The 15,859-nt window shown below is 68.5% G+C and carries 15 protein-coding genes; 8 read left to right on the plus strand and 7 right to left on the minus strand.

What is annotated here, in order from left to right; translation table 11 throughout:
* The 5 genes from CH341_RS06315 to CH341_RS33610 form a co-directional block, all read left to right on the plus strand.
* Positions 1-2,027, plus strand: a 2,027-nt coding sequence (locus tag CH341_RS06315) for a TonB-dependent receptor (protein WP_111418184.1), incomplete at its 5' end; no start/stop codon positions are given.
* Between the two features lie 496 nt (positions 2,028-2,523).
* Positions 2,524-2,727, plus strand: coding sequence for a hypothetical protein (locus CH341_RS06320; protein ID WP_111418185.1), 204 nt, complete (start codon positions 2,524-2,526; stop codon positions 2,725-2,727).
* Positions 2,728-2,914: 187 nt separating this feature from the next.
* On the plus strand, positions 2,915-3,352 hold the full coding sequence (locus tag CH341_RS06325) for a response regulator (protein WP_245430911.1): 438 nt from the start codon (positions 2,915-2,917) through the stop codon (positions 3,350-3,352).
* Positions 3,353-3,514: 162 nt separating this feature from the next.
* Complete coding sequence (locus tag CH341_RS06330; protein WP_245430908.1) at positions 3,515-3,913, plus strand: phosphate-starvation-inducible PsiE family protein; 399 nt, start codon at positions 3,515-3,517, stop codon at positions 3,911-3,913.
* Between the two features lie 405 nt (positions 3,914-4,318).
* Positions 4,319-4,516: a hypothetical protein gene (locus tag CH341_RS33610; protein ID WP_146604395.1), complete on the plus strand. Its 198-nt coding sequence runs from the start codon at positions 4,319-4,321 to the stop codon at positions 4,514-4,516.
* A gap of 5 nt (positions 4,517-4,521) precedes the next feature.
* Here the strand turns inward: CH341_RS33610 and CH341_RS06335 are convergent, their stop codons facing one another.
* The gene (locus CH341_RS06335; RefSeq protein WP_111418188.1) at positions 4,522-4,890 is read right to left on the minus strand and encodes a hypothetical protein; all 369 of its coding nucleotides are present in this window, start codon (positions 4,888-4,890) and stop codon (positions 4,522-4,524) included.
* Between the two features lie 365 nt (positions 4,891-5,255).
* Here CH341_RS06335 and CH341_RS06340 point away from each other — a divergent pair, with 365 nt between their 5' ends.
* Complete coding sequence (locus tag CH341_RS06340; protein ID WP_111418189.1) at positions 5,256-6,245, plus strand: ABC transporter substrate-binding protein; 990 nt, start codon at positions 5,256-5,258, stop codon at positions 6,243-6,245.
* Positions 6,246-6,270: 25 nt separating this feature from the next.
* Here the strand turns inward: CH341_RS06340 and CH341_RS06345 are convergent, their stop codons facing one another.
* From CH341_RS06345 to CH341_RS06355, 3 genes are all read right to left on the minus strand, one after another.
* Positions 6,271-6,537: a hypothetical protein gene (locus tag CH341_RS06345; RefSeq protein ID WP_111418190.1), complete on the minus strand. Its 267-nt coding sequence runs from the start codon at positions 6,535-6,537 to the stop codon at positions 6,271-6,273.
* Between the two features lie 117 nt (positions 6,538-6,654).
* Entirely contained in the window at positions 6,655-8,475 is a 1,821-nt protein-coding gene (locus CH341_RS06350; RefSeq protein WP_111418191.1) for a thiamine pyrophosphate-binding protein, read from the minus strand.
* A 142-nt stretch (positions 8,476-8,617) separates the two neighbouring features.
* Positions 8,618-9,871, minus strand: a complete 1,254-nt coding sequence (locus tag CH341_RS06355) for a lytic murein transglycosylase (RefSeq protein ID WP_111418192.1) — start codon at positions 9,869-9,871, stop codon at positions 8,618-8,620.
* A 307-nt stretch (positions 9,872-10,178) separates the two neighbouring features.
* Here CH341_RS06355 and CH341_RS06360 point away from each other — a divergent pair, with 307 nt between their 5' ends.
* Positions 10,179-12,158, plus strand: a complete 1,980-nt coding sequence (locus CH341_RS06360) for a methyl-accepting chemotaxis protein (RefSeq protein ID WP_111418193.1) — start codon at positions 10,179-10,181, stop codon at positions 12,156-12,158.
* An 81-nt stretch (positions 12,159-12,239) separates the two neighbouring features.
* Here the strand turns inward: CH341_RS06360 and CH341_RS06365 are convergent, their stop codons facing one another.
* Both CH341_RS06365 and CH341_RS06370 read right to left on the minus strand, forming a co-directional pair.
* On the minus strand, positions 12,240-12,671 hold the full coding sequence (locus tag CH341_RS06365; RefSeq protein ID WP_111418194.1) for a CBS domain-containing protein: 432 nt from the start codon (positions 12,669-12,671) through the stop codon (positions 12,240-12,242).
* A gap of 193 nt (positions 12,672-12,864) precedes the next feature.
* Entirely contained in the window at positions 12,865-13,599 is a 735-nt protein-coding gene (locus CH341_RS06370; protein WP_111418195.1) for a rhomboid family intramembrane serine protease, read from the minus strand.
* 381 nt (positions 13,600-13,980) lie between these two features.
* Here CH341_RS06370 and CH341_RS06375 point away from each other — a divergent pair, with 381 nt between their 5' ends.
* The gene (locus CH341_RS06375) at positions 13,981-14,556 is read left to right on the plus strand and encodes a PAS domain-containing protein (RefSeq protein ID WP_111418196.1); all 576 of its coding nucleotides are present in this window, start codon (positions 13,981-13,983) and stop codon (positions 14,554-14,556) included.
* Here the strand turns inward: CH341_RS06375 and CH341_RS06380 are convergent, their stop codons facing one another.
* The gene (locus tag CH341_RS06380) at positions 14,557-15,315 is read right to left on the minus strand and encodes a TetR/AcrR family transcriptional regulator (protein ID WP_111418197.1); all 759 of its coding nucleotides are present in this window, start codon (positions 15,313-15,315) and stop codon (positions 14,557-14,559) included.
* Between the last annotated feature and the right edge of the window lie 544 nt (positions 15,316-15,859).

Raw genomic sequence — 15,859 nt, forward strand, 5'->3', positions numbered from 1 at the left:
CTCCTCCCGCTGCGGTCGCGGCGCCGCCCGGCCCGCGCTGGAACGAGCCGGTGACGACCGCGCTGCAGGGGCTGCCGCAGGGCGTGCAGGCGACCTCGACCGGCCCCGCCACCACGGTCACCGAGAGCCAGATCGTGCGCGATCCGACCCCGCAGATGGCGGACACGATGTTCACCCGCCCCGGCGTCACCTCGACGACCTTCGCGCCGGGCGCCAGCCGCCCGGTGATCCGCGGCCTCGAATCCGTGCGGGTGCGGGTGCAGGAGAACGGGATCGCCTCGCAGGACGTCTCGGACCTCGGCGAGGACCACGGCGTGCCGATCGATCCGCTCGCGGCCAAGAAGATCGAGATCATCCGCGGCCCCGGCACGCTGCGCTACTCGTCGCAGGCCATCGGTGGAATCGCCAGCGCCACCAACGACCGCATCCCGGACGTGCTGCCGCAGCAGGGCATCCACGGTGAGATTCGCGGCTCTGCCGCGACCGTGGACAAGAGCTACGACGGCGCCGTCCTGGTGGACGCCGTCCACGGCAACACCGTGGTCCACATGGATGCGTTCGGCCGGCGGGCGCTCGACTATCAGATCCCGGGCGGCGTGCAGCTCAACTCGAAGCTCCGGACCGGCGGCGAATCCGTCGGCGTCACCCGGTTCTTCGAGAACGGGTTCGCCGGCATCGCCGTGCAGCACCTCGAGAGCCTGTATCACGTCCCCGGCACCGAGAGCGCCGCCAACAACACCCGCATCTCGCTCGAGCAGACCAAGGTGACGAGCCGCGGCGAGTGGCGGCCGGACGGCGGCGCCTTCGACGCGTTCCGCTACTGGTTCGGCGCGACCGAGTACAAGCACAACGAGATCGGGCTCGGCGAGGACGGGATCGACGCCGTGCGGGCGACCTTCACGAACCGCGAGCAGGAGGCCCGGGTCGAGGCGAGCCATGCGCCGGTCGGCACCGCCCTCGGCGTCCTCACCGGCGTGATCGGTGCCGATGCGGGCCACCGCGACATCGGCAGTGCCGGGGAGGCCGGCGGGCTGATCGGTCCCGCCACCGCCAACCGGGCCGCCGCCTATCTGATGGAGCAGCTCCGCTTCGCTCCGACCTGGTCGTTCGTCACTGCGGGCCGTATCGAGTACGTCAAGATGGACGGCGTCGCGACGACGTTCCCGGCCCTCCTGCCGAACGGCGAGGATCCGACCTCGGCGGACGTCTCGCGGCAATTCGTGCCGGTGAGCGTCAGCGCCGCGCTCCTGAAAGATCTGCCCTGGGAGATGGTCGCGAGCCTCACGGTCGAGCACAAGGAGCGCGCGCCCGGACCGCTCGAGCTGTTCGCGCACGGTGCGCACGACGCGACCGGCACGTTCGAGATCGGCGACGCCAATCTGAAGAAGGAGAAGATGAACGCCGTCGAGATCGGCCTCAAGCGGCAGCTCGGCGACTGGCGGTTCGAGGCGAACGCCTATTACAGGCGGTTCGACGGCTTCATCTTCCGTCAGTTCACCGGCAATCGCTGCGGCGAGGACTACGCGTCCTGCGGCGATCCGAACGGCGAGTTCCTGCAGGTGATCTACACGCAGCTCGATGCGACCTTCCGGGGAGTCGAGCTCTCCTCGCAGGTCGACGTCGCACGGCTCCATGGCGGCATCGTCACGGTGGAGGGACAGTACGACTACCTGCGCGCGACCTTCACGGACGGCGTCAACGTGCCCCGCATCCCGCCGATGCGCCTCGGCGGCGGCCTGTCGTGGCGCGACGCCAACTGGCTCGCCCGCGTGAACTTCATCCACGCCTTCGCTCAGGACGATCCGGGCGAGAACGAGACGGCGACGCCCGGCTACAACCTCCTCAAGGCGGAGCTGAGCTACACCGGAAAAATCCTCGATCCGCGCTCGCCGTTCACTGGATTCACGGTCGGTGCCGTCGGCGACAATCTGCTCAACGACGACATCCGTAACAGCGTGTCGTTCCGCAAGGACGAGGTGCTGCTGCCGGGTCGGACCTTCCGGGCTTTCGCGACGCTGAGGTTTTGAGAAGATACCGATATCGCATGCAAAAAGCCCGCCCGGTTCGTCCGGGCGGGCTTTTTGCCGCAATTCTGGGCGTTGCCTGACCAATCCTTCGGCGTTGCGGGCGGCGCGAAAATTTCTTTAGAGTCATCGCCATACCGTTGAATTCGCAATCCTACGAAGCGGGCTCGCCCCGATTTTCGTACGCCGGCGCGGATGATTGACTTGTGACTCCGAGGCTGGATGGTTCGGACGAAAGGACCCCCTGCGATGTCGACCCCCGACGAGACGTCTGCAGCTTCCGTTCTGTGTGCCGTGTGCGACGACGCCCTCTCGCCTGTAGCGACACCCTGTGCCGCCGGTCTGCCGGCCCGGTCGGCCTCCCTGTTCGTGTGTGGAACGTGCGGCACGCGGCAGACGCATCCACGGGCCCGGACCGGAGACTACTTCGACGTCGTGATGCGCGCCCGGAGCCGGCGGCGCGCATTTCGCCGTGTCCCGGCGCATTGAGGCCCGTGCCATGGCCGCACCGACCATCGCCCTCGATTTCACGCCGCTCGCCAGAACCCTGACACGGGTGCGCGATCGCTGGACGGGACTGTCGGTGCTCTGCCTGCGCGGCGTACGGGCGTTCGCCGATCCGTACCGGCCGGAGGCGCATTACATGCGCGGGCCCGGTCCCAAATGGCACGCCAAGCACGGCGGGGCAGGGGCACGGCGTTAGCCCCCGCCGGGAAGTTACGGCTTATCGGACGTGGTTGCCGCAAAAGGCGCGCCCCCCTATCGGTTCAATTCTCAGCATTTCTCCGCATACGACCGGAGCCGGTTCATCCACCATTCGTTTGCAACTCGCGGGGTAAACGCGAATTGGGGACGTCGTTGCTTTGGATTCGGAGGAGATGAGCTTGCCCGTGCCAGCGTGCCCGCCTGACACCGAGCTGCCCGACGCGATCGTCCGCAAAACCGTCCTGGTCATCGACGACGACATCACCCATCGTGCCGTGATCTGCCGGGTGGCCGACCGCGCCGGTTTCGCCGCGATCGGCGCCGAGACCGTCGAGGACGCCGAGCTGCTGCTCGGCTCGCATCAGTTCGACTGCGTCACGCTCGACATCAGCCTCGGCGCGCGTAGCGGGTACGACGTGCTGAAGGCGTTGGCGAAGCTCGGCTTCGACAAGCCCGTTCTCATCGTCAGCGGCCTCGACGTCGCCGCCTGCCGCGACGCGGCCGAGGCGGCACGCCGGCTCGCCCTCGATGCCGTCGATCCGCTGCAGAAGCCGATCGATCCGGCGGCGCTGCGGGTCCGGCTGGATGCCGCTAGGCGGCGTCCCGGGCATATTGCGGTCTGACGACTCCGGCCCACCCGCGCACCCCTGCGACCGTGCGCAGCCTTGAGCCTGCCGTCCGTGGGTCCCACCATGCCATACCATCGCCGTGCCGGCGGTGATTTTCGGTGTGGCCGCCAACAAGGGCTGACGGATATGGCGAGGACGGATTTCAAGGACAGCGTGATGAGCCGCGTGATTCATCAGGTCGAGAACGTTTTTCTCCTCGGCATCGCATTCTTCACCGTCGTGGCCATGTGCCAGGAGGTCTACGCGATCGTTCTCGGCATCAAGGTCGCGCTGAAGGACCTGCTGCTGATGTTCATCTATGTCGAGGTTCTGGGCATGGTGGGGGTCTATTACGACAGCAAGAAGATTCCGATCGTGCTGCCGCTATTCATCGCCATCACGGCGCTGTCGCGGCTCGTCATCCTGCAGGGCAAGGACCAGCCTCCACTCAACCTGCTGTTCGAGAGCGGCGCGATTCTGATCCTGGCGCTGGCCTGCGTCGTCATCAATTATCGCCAGCCGTCGGCCGACGAACACACCGACCGCTCGGATGTCGTAGAGCTAGAGCGGGAATAACCGGGCTGGTCATGGAGGTGTCACCCGGCTGCGATAATTCGTTGATTTTGCGATGCACAGCGACGCGAGGTCGCAACGGTAGCGTGATCCGGATGCGCGAGTCGCTGCTACACTCGTCCCATTGAAGGTCGCCCGGGATTGCATTGAGCGGACGAGCCCCGGCGGCAACAGCACACGATGTGGACGCAACGGGCGAAGGGCGGAAGCGCGGCGGCTTCCGCTCGACGCCGAAGGTTCGACGGGGGCCGACTCATGGCGGAGCAGGACGATCACGACCAGAGTGACAGGGTTTCCGGCGCCGGGCCGCACGCCGGGCCGGCCCCGTCCGGAGACGACGGTGCGCAGGTCACGCGCGGTCGGGATGACGCTGCGAAACCGAGAGCCGAGCGGTCCCGGATCGCACGAGTGATCCTCGACGTCATCGCCGACGAGATCATGCGACGCTTGAAGCGCCGCTTTCCCGAGTCCGGGGTGATCCTGGCCGTGCGCGGGCGACGACGGCGCCGAAGCGAGCCGGTACCGGCGCCCGTGCCGTCGCAACGTCGTTCCGGGCGACCGCGGAAGTCGGTTCTGCTCGGTCCGCGGGGCCACGACAAACCCTGAGGCGCTCAGGGAAGGTCGCGCTCGCACCCGGCCGCGGCCACCGGATCGGGCGGGACATGCAGCGCGACGAGCAGCCGGCACACCGCGACCAGCGACGAGGTCGCAATGTCGGGACGGCCGAAATCGATCATCATCTGCGCCGTGACGACGCGCATCGGCAGGTCGACCATGATGGTGACGCCGTCCGGCTCGCCCTTCACGGCGGCCAGCCGCGTCTTGCCCCAGCGCTCGACCAGGCGGCCGAAGGCCTCTCGCAGGGCCGCCAGTTCGACCCGGGCGCGCGCCGGATCCCCTCCGCTGATCGCGGCGATGGCCGCACGGTTCCGGCCCTCGGCCTCGGCCACGGCGGCGTTGTAGAGCGCGGCATCGTCCACGCTGCCCCGGGAGGACGGGGCTCCAATAGCCGGCACACCGGCCGCGGTCACCGCCAGCACCAGTAGAAGCGGAAGCAATGGCAGATGTCGCATCGCGCCGGCCGCCTTTCGCTCTCCGACACCGTACGGGCCTCCTCGGCGCCGAGGCGACCTCCTGTGCGGACGCCGAAGTCTAACGGGTCGGCAGCGGCGGCGGGGAGGGTGTCCGGGCGGATGGTGAACGCGCCGCTATCGCGGCCGCACGCTTGTTGTCATACTCGGGCCGTTGAACGTCCCGCCCGCCACGGTTCGCGCCGGCAAGTCCCGATAGGGCGGGGCCGTCGATCACCCGTGCAGATCATCCGCGTCCAGCAAGAGTCCTCTCGATGAACCCCCTCGCTCTCTCGATCGCGGTCGGCGATTACGACCGCACCCGCCCGCTCGCCAGCGGCGCAGTCCGCATCGACGGCGTCGATCCGCTGATGATCTTCCTGACGCCCGAGGAGATCTTCTTCCGTGCGTTCCGCAGCCAGGACTTCGACGTTTGCGAGCTGTCGCTGTCGAGCTACTGCGTGAAGATGGCCAACGGCGACAGCCCCTATGTCGGCATGCCGGCCTTCCTGTCGCGGGCGTTCCGGCACAACGGCCTCTATGTCCGCACCGACCGGATCAAGACCCCGCAGGATCTGAAGGGCAAGAAGGTCGGCGTGCCGGAGTATCAGATCACGGCCAACGTCTGGGCCCGCGCGATGCTGGAGGAGGACTACGGCGTGAAACCCTCCGACATCCGCTGGGTGCGGGGCGGCGTCTCGCAGCCGGGGCGGCCCGAGCGCGTGGCGGTCTCCCTGCCGGCCGACATCCATATCGAGGACGCACCGGAGGGCACCACCATCTCGTCACTCCTGGCGGCGGGCGAGATCGACGGCTTCATGGCGCAGAAGGTGCCGGCGCTGGGGCCGGGCGGCCATCCCCATGTCGGGCGCTTGTTCGCCGACCCGGCCGAGACGGCGAAGGACTACTTCTCCCGCACCGGGCTGTTTCCGATCATGCATCTGCTCGGTGTTCGGCGCACCCTGGTGGACAAGCATCCCTGGTTGCCGACGGCGCTGCTGAAGGCATTCACGGCCGCCAAGGAGCTCGCGGTGGGGGCGCTCACCGAGACCGGCACCAACAAGGCGACGCTGCCCTTCATCGAGCAGAGCCTGGAGCAGGCCCGCGCCTTGATGGGGAACGATTTCTGGCCGTATGGCGTCGACGCCAACCGCAAGACGCTCGACGCGTTCCTGCATCACCACCATGCCCAGGGCCTGTCGAAGCGCCGGCTCTCGGTCGACGAGCTGTTCCACCCGTCCACCTACGAGACGTTCAAGAGCTGAGGCACGGGCAGGGCTTGCGGGCGGCTCAGTCGGCTTGGCGGAGCTCGTCCTGCAGCCGTACGATCTCGGCACCGACGATCTTGTACAGGCGCCGCAGCGCCGCGAGCCTCGCGGCGCTGATGAAGCCGGCATCGGAGTTGCGCGGATGCACCGAGCGCGGCACCGGAATGTCCAGATCCGACAGGGGAACCTCGAACTCGAACCACTGGGTCGCCGCGGTCAGGTCGGCGCGGTCGGAGAACCGCGCATGCACGGACGTCTCGGATACCAAGGTGGTAGCGATCAGTCCCATGGGTGATCTCCCCGTCGGGACTATTCTAGCGGAACGACGCTAGTCCTCAAGGCTGCCTCGCGGAAAAGGTGAACAGGGGTGGCCGCACCGCATGGCTGCGCGGCCCCCCTGTTTGGATCAGGGCGTCCGGGTGAGGGCGGCTCCCACCGCCCCGTACCCTGGTGCCACCCGGACATCGACCACGACGACATGGCCGGCCCGAGCCGCCGCAACGGCCTCGGCCAGAATCGGGGCGAGGGCGTCGCCCCGCTTGACCGGGCCGAAACCCGTGGCGCCCTGGGCGCGGGCCATGGCGGCGAGGTCGATGTCGGGATCGTCGATGCGCTGGCCGATCCACTTGTTCTCGACCGGCCGGCCGCGCATCTGGGCGACGCGCTCCTGGTGGACCTCGTCGTTGTAGAAGGAGTTGTTGTTGGCGACCACGATCAGCAGCGGCAGGCCGTAGTGGACGGCCGTCCAGATCGCCGTGACCCCCATCAGGAAGTCGCCGTCGCCGCAGACCGCGACCACCAGCCGGTCCATGTCCTTGAGCGCCAGCGCGGCCCCGACGCCCAGGCCCGGGCCGGCCCCGATGCCGCCGCCGCCGTCGGAGCCCAGGAAGTCGAGCGGGTGGCGGAACGGCCACCACTGGCCCTGCCACGAGATCGTGGTGTGGGCGAGCGACACCGGCCCATCGCCGACGGCGGTGCGAAGCGTCCTGGCGAGCTGCTCCACCGAGATCGGCCCCTCGGCGGCCGGAGCGGCCGCGGCAGGAGCGATCTTGGCCGGCGCCACCACCGCGGCCGCCTTGCGGCGATCCCCGATCGCCTCCAGGAGGGCCGCCACGGTCGCGTCCGGGTCGGCCGCGATCATCAGGTCGACGGGCGGCAGGCCCTGATAGTCCATGCTCCACCCGTTGTGGAGCTGGTGGTCGAGCGAGGCCTGGATCACGGTGCCGGTCGGCGGGCCGCCCAGCGGCTTGAAGGTGCCGGCGAGATCGATCCAGTCGAGGCTGAGGATCGCGTCGGCCTCGCGCATCGCCGTGATCAGGCCGTCCCCCGGGAAGGTCGAGATCGGCCAGGGATGCAGCGGATGGTCGGTCGGGAAGGCCGTGGCGGTCTTCAGGTTGGTCGCCACCCGGGCCTGCACGGCCTCCGCCAGCCCGATGCGGCGATTCCAGGCGTCGAGATCGCGCGAGACGCGCCCGGCCAGGATCAGGGGCCGCTCGGCCTTCATCAGGATGTCGGCGGCGCGGGCGATCAGCTCGGCCGGCGGGCCGGCCACGACGGGCGGCATGAACCGCGCGGCGTCGATCGGGGGTAGGGGCGCCGGCAGCGGCGACTCCTGCAGCTCGACGTCGAGAACCACATAGGTCGGGCCTTGGGGCGCGGCGTTGGCGAGCCACCAGGCGCGCAGCAGCGCTTCCCGCGCCGCGGCCGGCGAGGCCGGCTGGTCGTCCCATTTCGTATAGTGACGCACCAGGGCGCCCTGGTCGCGGGCCGTGTGGATCCACTCGATCCAGGGCCGGCGCTTGGCGGCGTCGACCGGGCCGGTGGCGCCCAGGATCAGCATCGGCATGCGGTCGCACCAGGCGTTGAAGATGCCCATGGTGGCGTGCATCAGGCCGACATTGGAATGCACGGCGACCGCCATGGCGCGGCCCGTGACCTTGGCCCAGCCGTGCGCGATCGCGACCGCCGACTCCTCGTGCAGACAGAGCAGCATCTGCGGCGTGGCGTTGCCGAGATGATTGACCAGGCTGTCGTGCAGGCCGCGGTAGCTCGCCCCCGGATTGAGGGCGATCCAAGGAATGTCCAGGCTGCGCAGCACGTCGGCGACGACGTCGCTGCCAAATGCCGGGGCATTGGCGGCTGCGATACCGGCGGGGCGCTCGACTGCGGACGGGCCGGCCGTATCCGCCGAAGTCGTCGGACGGCCGGAGATTGCATCGGAGTTCATGGAGCGGGGGTCCTGCACTGGAGAGGCTGCCAGCAAAACCGATCGCTTGACGCAGTGCAACCGACAAGGCGGTGCCGAAGGGCGCGACCACCCGTTCCGGGTGCTTTGCATAGAAAGTCGGCGCCGGCCGGTGAGGCCGCTCTCACCCGCCCTGGCGGAGCCGTGCCAGCACCTTCAGTCCGGCGTAACCGTCGACCTCCATGCCGGCCTGGCGCTGGAAGGCGGCGACGGCCCGCTGGGTGTCGCGGCCGACCCGGCCGTCGGTGCCGTCGGTGTCGAAGCCTCGCGCGGTCAGACGCTTCTGGAGCTCCTGCACCTCGGCCAGCGTCGGCGTCCGCTCGCTGCCCGGGAAGGGCTGCACGAACGGCCCCATGCCGCGGATGCGGTCGGCCAGATGCACGATGGCCAGGGCGTAGGAGAACGCCGGATTGTAGGAGTAGATCGACTGGAAGTTCCGCCCGATCAGGAAGGCCGGTCCGCCCGACACCGGCACGGCGAGACGGACCTGGTGGCCCGGATGGGTGAAGGCGGTGCCGTCGGCCCGTGTCACGCCGAGCTCGGCCCATTTGGCGTAGGGTCGATAGCTTTTGCCGTCGGCCAGTCGGGTGTTGAAGCCGGACGGCAATCGCGCCTCGCATCCCCATGCCTCGCCTTGGCTGTACTTGCCGCGCTGGAGCAGATAGCGCGACGCGCCGGCGAGCGCGTCGTCCGGCCGGCCGAACGGCGAGATGCGTCCGTCGCGGTCGAAGTCGACGCCCATGTTGAGCCACACCTCGGGCATCCATTGGGTGTGTCCCATCGCCCCGGCCCAGGAGCCGATCATCTCGCGCGGGTCGCCCCAGCCGCGATCGATGATGACCAGCGCGTTGAGCAGCTCGGCTTCCCAATAGGCCCGGCGGCGCGGCTCGCCCCAGGCGAGGGCGGCCAGGGCCGGGATCACGGGCCGCATGTATTTTCGGTTGTCGATCACCTCGCCGTAGCTCGATTCCACCCCCCACAAGGCCAGCACGATGTAGCGGTCGACCCGGTACTCCCGCTCGATGCGGTCGAGCAGGGCCCGCTGCTCGGTCGCGCGCTCCTTGCCGGTGATGATCCGCCAGTCCGAGACCCGCCGGTTCAGGTACTGCCAGAGCGCCTCCTGGAATTCCGGCTGGGCGCGCTGCAGGGCATAGACGGCGGTGTCCGGCTTGATGGAGTTCATCACCCGGTCGTAGGTCGCCTCGGAGATGCCGCGGCGAAGGGCCCGCGCCTTGAAGGTGGCGCGCCATTGCTCGAAAGAAGGGGCACCGAGCGCACCCGACGGAGCGGCGGCGGCCAGCACTCCGAAGAGGCCGGCGGCGGCGCCGGCGACGAAGCGGCGGCGTGACGGCGGGTTCAGTTCGGTTCGGTGGCGCACGCGATCCTCCCGGGACGATTCGTCGGGATCCTAAGGGGTTTCTCGGCCGCGTGTCAGCGGCTCCTCGGAGACGCTGAAAATGCCGTAGGCATTAGCCGGATTTAGACTGGGGGACGGAAACCATTCTGGCCGATAGGCCGAAAAGGCAGGCACGAGTCCCGCATTTCTGCGCGGGATGCGCGAAAAAGAGGTACTATAATGTAGTAGCATCCGCGTATGGCCGCACGAGCTTCCCGTGCAACAAGAGGTTCTTAACCCAAACATGTAAGCACTGGTGGTCTCGCAGTCGGGAATTCCGGGGCCAGAAATGTCGCTTCCTTCCTTCCGCATTAGCCTGCAGCTGAAGATCGCGGCCATCGGGGCCGTCGGTCTGCTCGGCCTTTGTTTCGTCGGCGGGTTCTATCTCGTCGGCGCGAGCACCCAGGAGCGCTACGAACGTGCCGCCGACCAGGCCAGCGCCGTCGCGACGCTCGCGACCGGGGTCTCGGCCGCCATGTTCCAGGCGCGCGACGCCGAGAAGGAGTTCATGCTCACCGGCGAGGAGGCCCGCCTGAAGGACCACGAGCAGGCCGTCACCAAGATGCTGGCCGGCTTCAAGGAGCTCCAGGCCAAGCTCGCCGACATGGGCGAGGCGGACCTGGCCGAGAAGGCCGGCAAGGCGCGCGCCGGAATGGAACGCTATGCCGGGCACTTCGCCACCGCGGTCGGTGCCAAGCGCACGATGGGTCTGAGCAACGACTCCGGTCTCGAAGGCGCACTGCGCAACACCGTGCGGCAGATCGAGAACGAGCTCGACAAGTTCGACGACGCCCGCCTGGTCGCCGGCATCCATCCGGTTCGGCGCTACGAGCGCGAATACATGCTGCGCCAGGACGGCCTGTCGCAGACCAGCTTCAAGAAGGCGCTGGCCGCCTTCGTCAGCGCCTTCCAGTCGGCGGCGCTGCCCGGCTCGACCAAGAAGGCGATGCTGGACCGGCTCTCCGCCTACGAGCGTGACTTCAACGAATGGATCAAGGCGGCCGAGGCGATCGAGCTCGCCACCACGCTGACCAAGGTCGAGTTCGGCAACGTCTCGCCGGTGGTCGACCAGATCAAGGGCAGCATCGACAAGCTGTACTCGAACGCGACGGCCAACAACGCCGAGGCTCGCGAAGACACGCGTCGGCAGATCATGGTCGCCATGGGCATCGCCTTCGCGGCGGTGGCCGGCATCGGCTTCCTGATCGGCTCGAGCCTGGCGCGGCCGCTGAAGGCAATGACCGCGGCGATGCGCGAGCTCGCCGAGGGCCACATGGAGGTCTCCCTGCCGGGACTGGGCCGTCGTGACGAGATCGGCGAGATGGCCAAGGCGGTAGAGCGCTTCAAGGTGGTCGCGGTGGAAAAGGCGCAGCGCGAAGCCGAGGAGCGCGAAGCCGCGACGACGGCCGGCGCGGCCGCCCGCAGGGTCGAGATGGCCAAGCTGGCCGACGGGTTCGAGTCGGCGGTTGGCAACATCGTCGGGATGGTGTCGTCGGCGGCGAGCCAGCTCGAGGCCGAGGCGCGCCGTCTCACCTCGACGGCCGAGACCACCCAGCGTCTGTCCAACACGGTCGCGAGCGCTTCGACCCAGGCCTCCGCCAACGTGCAGACGGTCGCCTCGTCGGCCGAGGAGCTCGCCGCGTCGGTCGCCGAGATCGCCCGTCAGGTGCAGGAATCCAGCAATATCGCGGCCCAGGCGGTCGATCAGGCGGTGCGCACCGACAACCGCATCAACGAGCTTTCCAAGCTCGCGAGCCGGATCGGTGACGTGGTGAAGTTCATCACGGCGATCGCCGAGCAGACCAACCTGCTGGCCCTGAACGCGACCATCGAGGCGGCGCGGGCCGGCGAGGCCGGCAAGGGCTTCGCCGTCGTCGCCCAGGAGGTCAAGGCGCTGGCCGCCCAGACCGCCAAGGCGACCGACGAGATCTCGGCCCAGATCACCGGCATGCAGGCGGCGACCGCCGACTCGGTCGGAGCCATCAAGGAGATCGGCCGCACCATCAATCGGGTGTCGGAGATCGCGTCCAACATCGCCGCGTCGGTCGAGCAGCAGGGCGCCGCCACCCAGGAGATCGCCCGCAACGTGCAGCAGGCGGCGCGCGGCACCACCGAGGTCGCCAACAACATCGTCGATGTCAGCCGCGGCGCGAGCGAGACCGGCTCGTCGTCGGCCCAGGTGCTCACGGCGGCCAACTCGCTCACCCGCGAGAGCGAGCATCTCAAGGCGGAGCTCGACACGTTCCTGAAAACGGTCCGGGCCGCCTGACGGCGATCCGACCGAGCCGTCACTGCTTTCGAGCCCCGGCGCCCGCGCCGGGGCTTTTTCGTGTCGAGCGGCCGGTCGCGATCAGGCCGTCCGGATGTAGTCCCGCAGGGCGTCCGATTCCTGCTCCATTTGCTCGAGCCGCGACTTCACCACGTCGCCGATCGAGACGATGCCGACCAGCCGATCCTGCTCGACCACCGGCACGTGGCGGAACTTGCCTTCGGTCATCTGCTGCATCAGCTCGCCGATGGTGTCCTGCTGGCCGCAGGTGACGACCTTGCGGGTCATGATCTCGGAGACCGGGGTCTCCATCACGGCCGCACCTGTCGCGGCGAGCGCCTTGACGATGTCGCGCTCCGAAATGATTCCGATGGTGCGGCCTTCCGCTCCGGTCACCACTACGGCGCCGATGCCGCGCTCGCCCAAGAGCTTGACGGCGGCCGCCACCGTGGCGGCGGGATCGATGGTGACGACGGCCGTGCCCTTACGGGCGAGAATCGTCTTGACGGTCACGTTTGCCTCCCTGGCACCAGCCCGAATGGCCGGCGCGTTTTACCGTTGATCGGCCGCAACACGGGAGCGTCGAGCGAAAAAGCCGATGAGCCGTCCCCGGGTTCCCGCGCGAAAGCGCGGCCGACCCTCGATCATCCGTTGTTTCGGACAGGGGAGCAAGGCAGCCGCCCGGGGACGCGACGCCGGCGAGCGCTCAGTCGACCGCGCGCGGAAACGGCACCGGGTCGAACACCGGGAAGAGCAGCAGGCCAGCCAGGAAGCCGCCGATATGGGCCTGCCAGGCGACCGGCTGGTCGATTCCCAGCGTCCCGACCGAGCCGAGCCCGAACAAGATGTTGAGCCCGAACCAGACCACCAGGAAGCCGAGGATGCGAGGATCCTTGAGGGTGTCGAGCAGCGGCGCCGCCGGCACCAGATAGGCGGTGTGGTCGGTGTTGCGGAACACGCCGAGGGGACCGCCGACCTGGAACACGAAGCGAATCGCCGCAGCCATGAAGCCGGAGATCGCAGCGGAGGCCCCGATCATCGGCAGGAGCTCGTCGGGATGCGTGGCGAGGTGCAGCGCCGCTCCGGCCGCCGCCGTCGCGGCGAAGAAGGCGATGAACCGCGCCGTCCCGAATCGCCGCGCCACGGCGCTGCCGAAAGGCAGGAGCCACAGGACGTTCACGCCGAGATGGGTGAGGTCGCCGTGCAGGAAGGCGTAGGTGACGAAGGTCCAGAGATCCGCCGCGAGCCCGCCCGGCAGGACGACGTCGATGCCGGGCATCGGCCCGTAGCGCGCCGGGATGAATGCGAACAGCAGAAGAAAGTCGACGTCCTGAACGTGCGTCAGCACGAGGGTCCGGAACGCGTGCACGAGCCCGAACGCTACGACGAGGCCGGCGATCACGCTCGGGAGGTTGAGGATCGGCTCGGTGCGTCGCGACATGGAGTCCCTGATTGATGCGCTCTGATAGAGCGTGGTTCAGCCGGCCGCAAGCGCGCTGCGCGCCTGGGCGACGACGGTGTCTCGAATTAACGGTGAGGAAAACTGCCCAACCCCTTCCAACACAAGAAACAATCGTTGGAATAGGCTAGGCCTGCGGCGCGTCGTGCCGGCGAAAAGCCGAGAACTCTCGGTGAATCCGGCTCCCCCGTTAACCTTGATCGGACGTAAACGCCCGCAACCTTCCAGCGCCGGCTAAGAAAAGGCACGGGGCCTGCTGAGCGAGTCGGTCGGGGGACCGACCACCGCCGGCGGTCCCGAAATCGGACAGGTCCGGCGGCGCAGCCGTACCGGCGGGCATCGCGACCAGACAGATCGAGCGTCATGAAACACCCGTCGAGCCGGGAGCTGTTCCGATACTGGACGACCCTGCGCGGCTCGCGTCCGGCGCCCGATCGTGACGATCTCGATCCGGGTGCCCTGCGCAAGATTCTCGGGGACAGCTTCATCCTGACATTCGATTCGCGGGAGGGCTTTCCGTTCCGGCTCGCCGGCACGCGAATGTGTGGCCTGTTCTGCCGCGAGCTGAAGGCGACGCCTTTCGTCGGCCTATGGGACGAGGAGAGCAGGGCGCTCGTCCGGGCGCTGCTCGGTGGCGTGGCCGAGGAGGCCGCCGGCATCGTGGCTGGTGCCTCCGGCATCACCGCCTCGGAGCCGCCGCTGCCCCTCGAACTCGTGCTGCTGCCGCTGGCCCACCGGAACTCGCTGCACGAGCGCCTGCTCGGGATGCTCGCACCCCTGCAGAGCCCATACTGGCTCGGCGTCGATCCCGTGCGGGCGATCCAGATCGGTACCTTCCGAAACCTGACGCCCCGAATCGCACCGAGCCTCGTGCCAGCGTCCGATCCGGAACGGCGCCGGGCGCGGCTGGTGGTTCTCGAAGGCGGCCGCAGCCGCTGATCAGGCCGGTGGCGGCGTCCGCGGACCGTAATAGGTCAGGAACATATCGACGGCGTGCCGCACGACCTGCTCGATCTCCGCCTCGGTCGGGGCATGGTCCACCCATCGATACATCCGAGGGCGCAAGAGTCCCGACTGGCAGAGGTCGGTGAACTGGTTCGAGGCGAGCATCGTGTCCTGGATGGTGAGCAGGCCACGGCGGACCATCTGGTCGAAATACTCCGCCATCAGCGCGCAGCCGCAGCCCGGCCCCTCCGAGAAAAAGGCGCGCCCGGTGTCCGGCATACGCTCGGCGACGCCGAGCACGACCCGTTGGACCCGGACGGCCCAGTCCGACGTGAGCAGCCGCGCGAAGGCGATCCCGAACCGGGTGAGCGTCGCCCGGATGTCCGGATCGTCGTCGATCAGCGCGAAGAGATCCTGAATGTGCTTGTGACGCTGGTCGTTGATCAGCGCACAAAACAGCTCTTCCTTGTGGTCGAAATAGACGTAGAGCGTTCCTTTCGAGACGCCGGCCTCGCGCGCGATATCGTTCATCGAAGCGGCGTCGAAGCCCATGGCCGAGAACACCCGGGCGGCGCCTTCCATGATCTGCTTGCGCTTCGCCGGATCCTTCCCCGCGGCGGCTCGGCCGCGCCGGACGATCGACCCGCAATCGTGATCGGCGACCGGCGCCCCGCTCGGCGCGCGATCGGCCGCGATGGGGACCTCGCCGTGGAGGTCCGCCGGATCGGCGGAGTGTTCGCGTTCTGCGGTCATCGTGCTCCTCGGCGAGTCGGCGCCGACTTCCGCCCGTTATAACCCAGCGGCCGCCGGGGCGGGCGCCAGTCGATCGGCGTAAAAATTCGGACCGAACCGTTCAGTTCGATCTTGATATCCCGTTCGAGAACGGGTAGTCAATCGGACCGAACGGTTCGGTCACTGCCCCCTGCCGGACCGTAAACTGAAGCACGGCTGACGATCGGTATGAAAACCAGCTGTCGGATCGTGATTGCGCAGGAGGGTCTTTCGGTCTCGAAAGGTCCGGCGTTTCCTGCGCCAGCGGCGGGGCGGAGGCACGAGCTGTCCCCCTCGGCCTCGGCTCCGCCGCTTTCCGACCCGATCTCCGGACCCCTGGTCGACGTCGTCGTCTATTCCTTTCCCGAGACCGTCCGGCATGTGCCGAGCCGCATCGCGATGTCCCGCATCGCGACGCCTGCCGGTGCTGCGCGTGTGGGACGACTCCGGCCGGTCTTCTCGGTCCCTGTCGGCGGCGACACCCGCCCGCCTCCGACCGGACCGAAGCCGCGGCCGTAACGGCCGC

It is taken from the genome of Rhodoplanes roseus, assembly GCF_003258865.1.
Lineage (GTDB): Bacteria > Pseudomonadota > Alphaproteobacteria > Rhizobiales > Xanthobacteraceae > Rhodoplanes > Rhodoplanes roseus.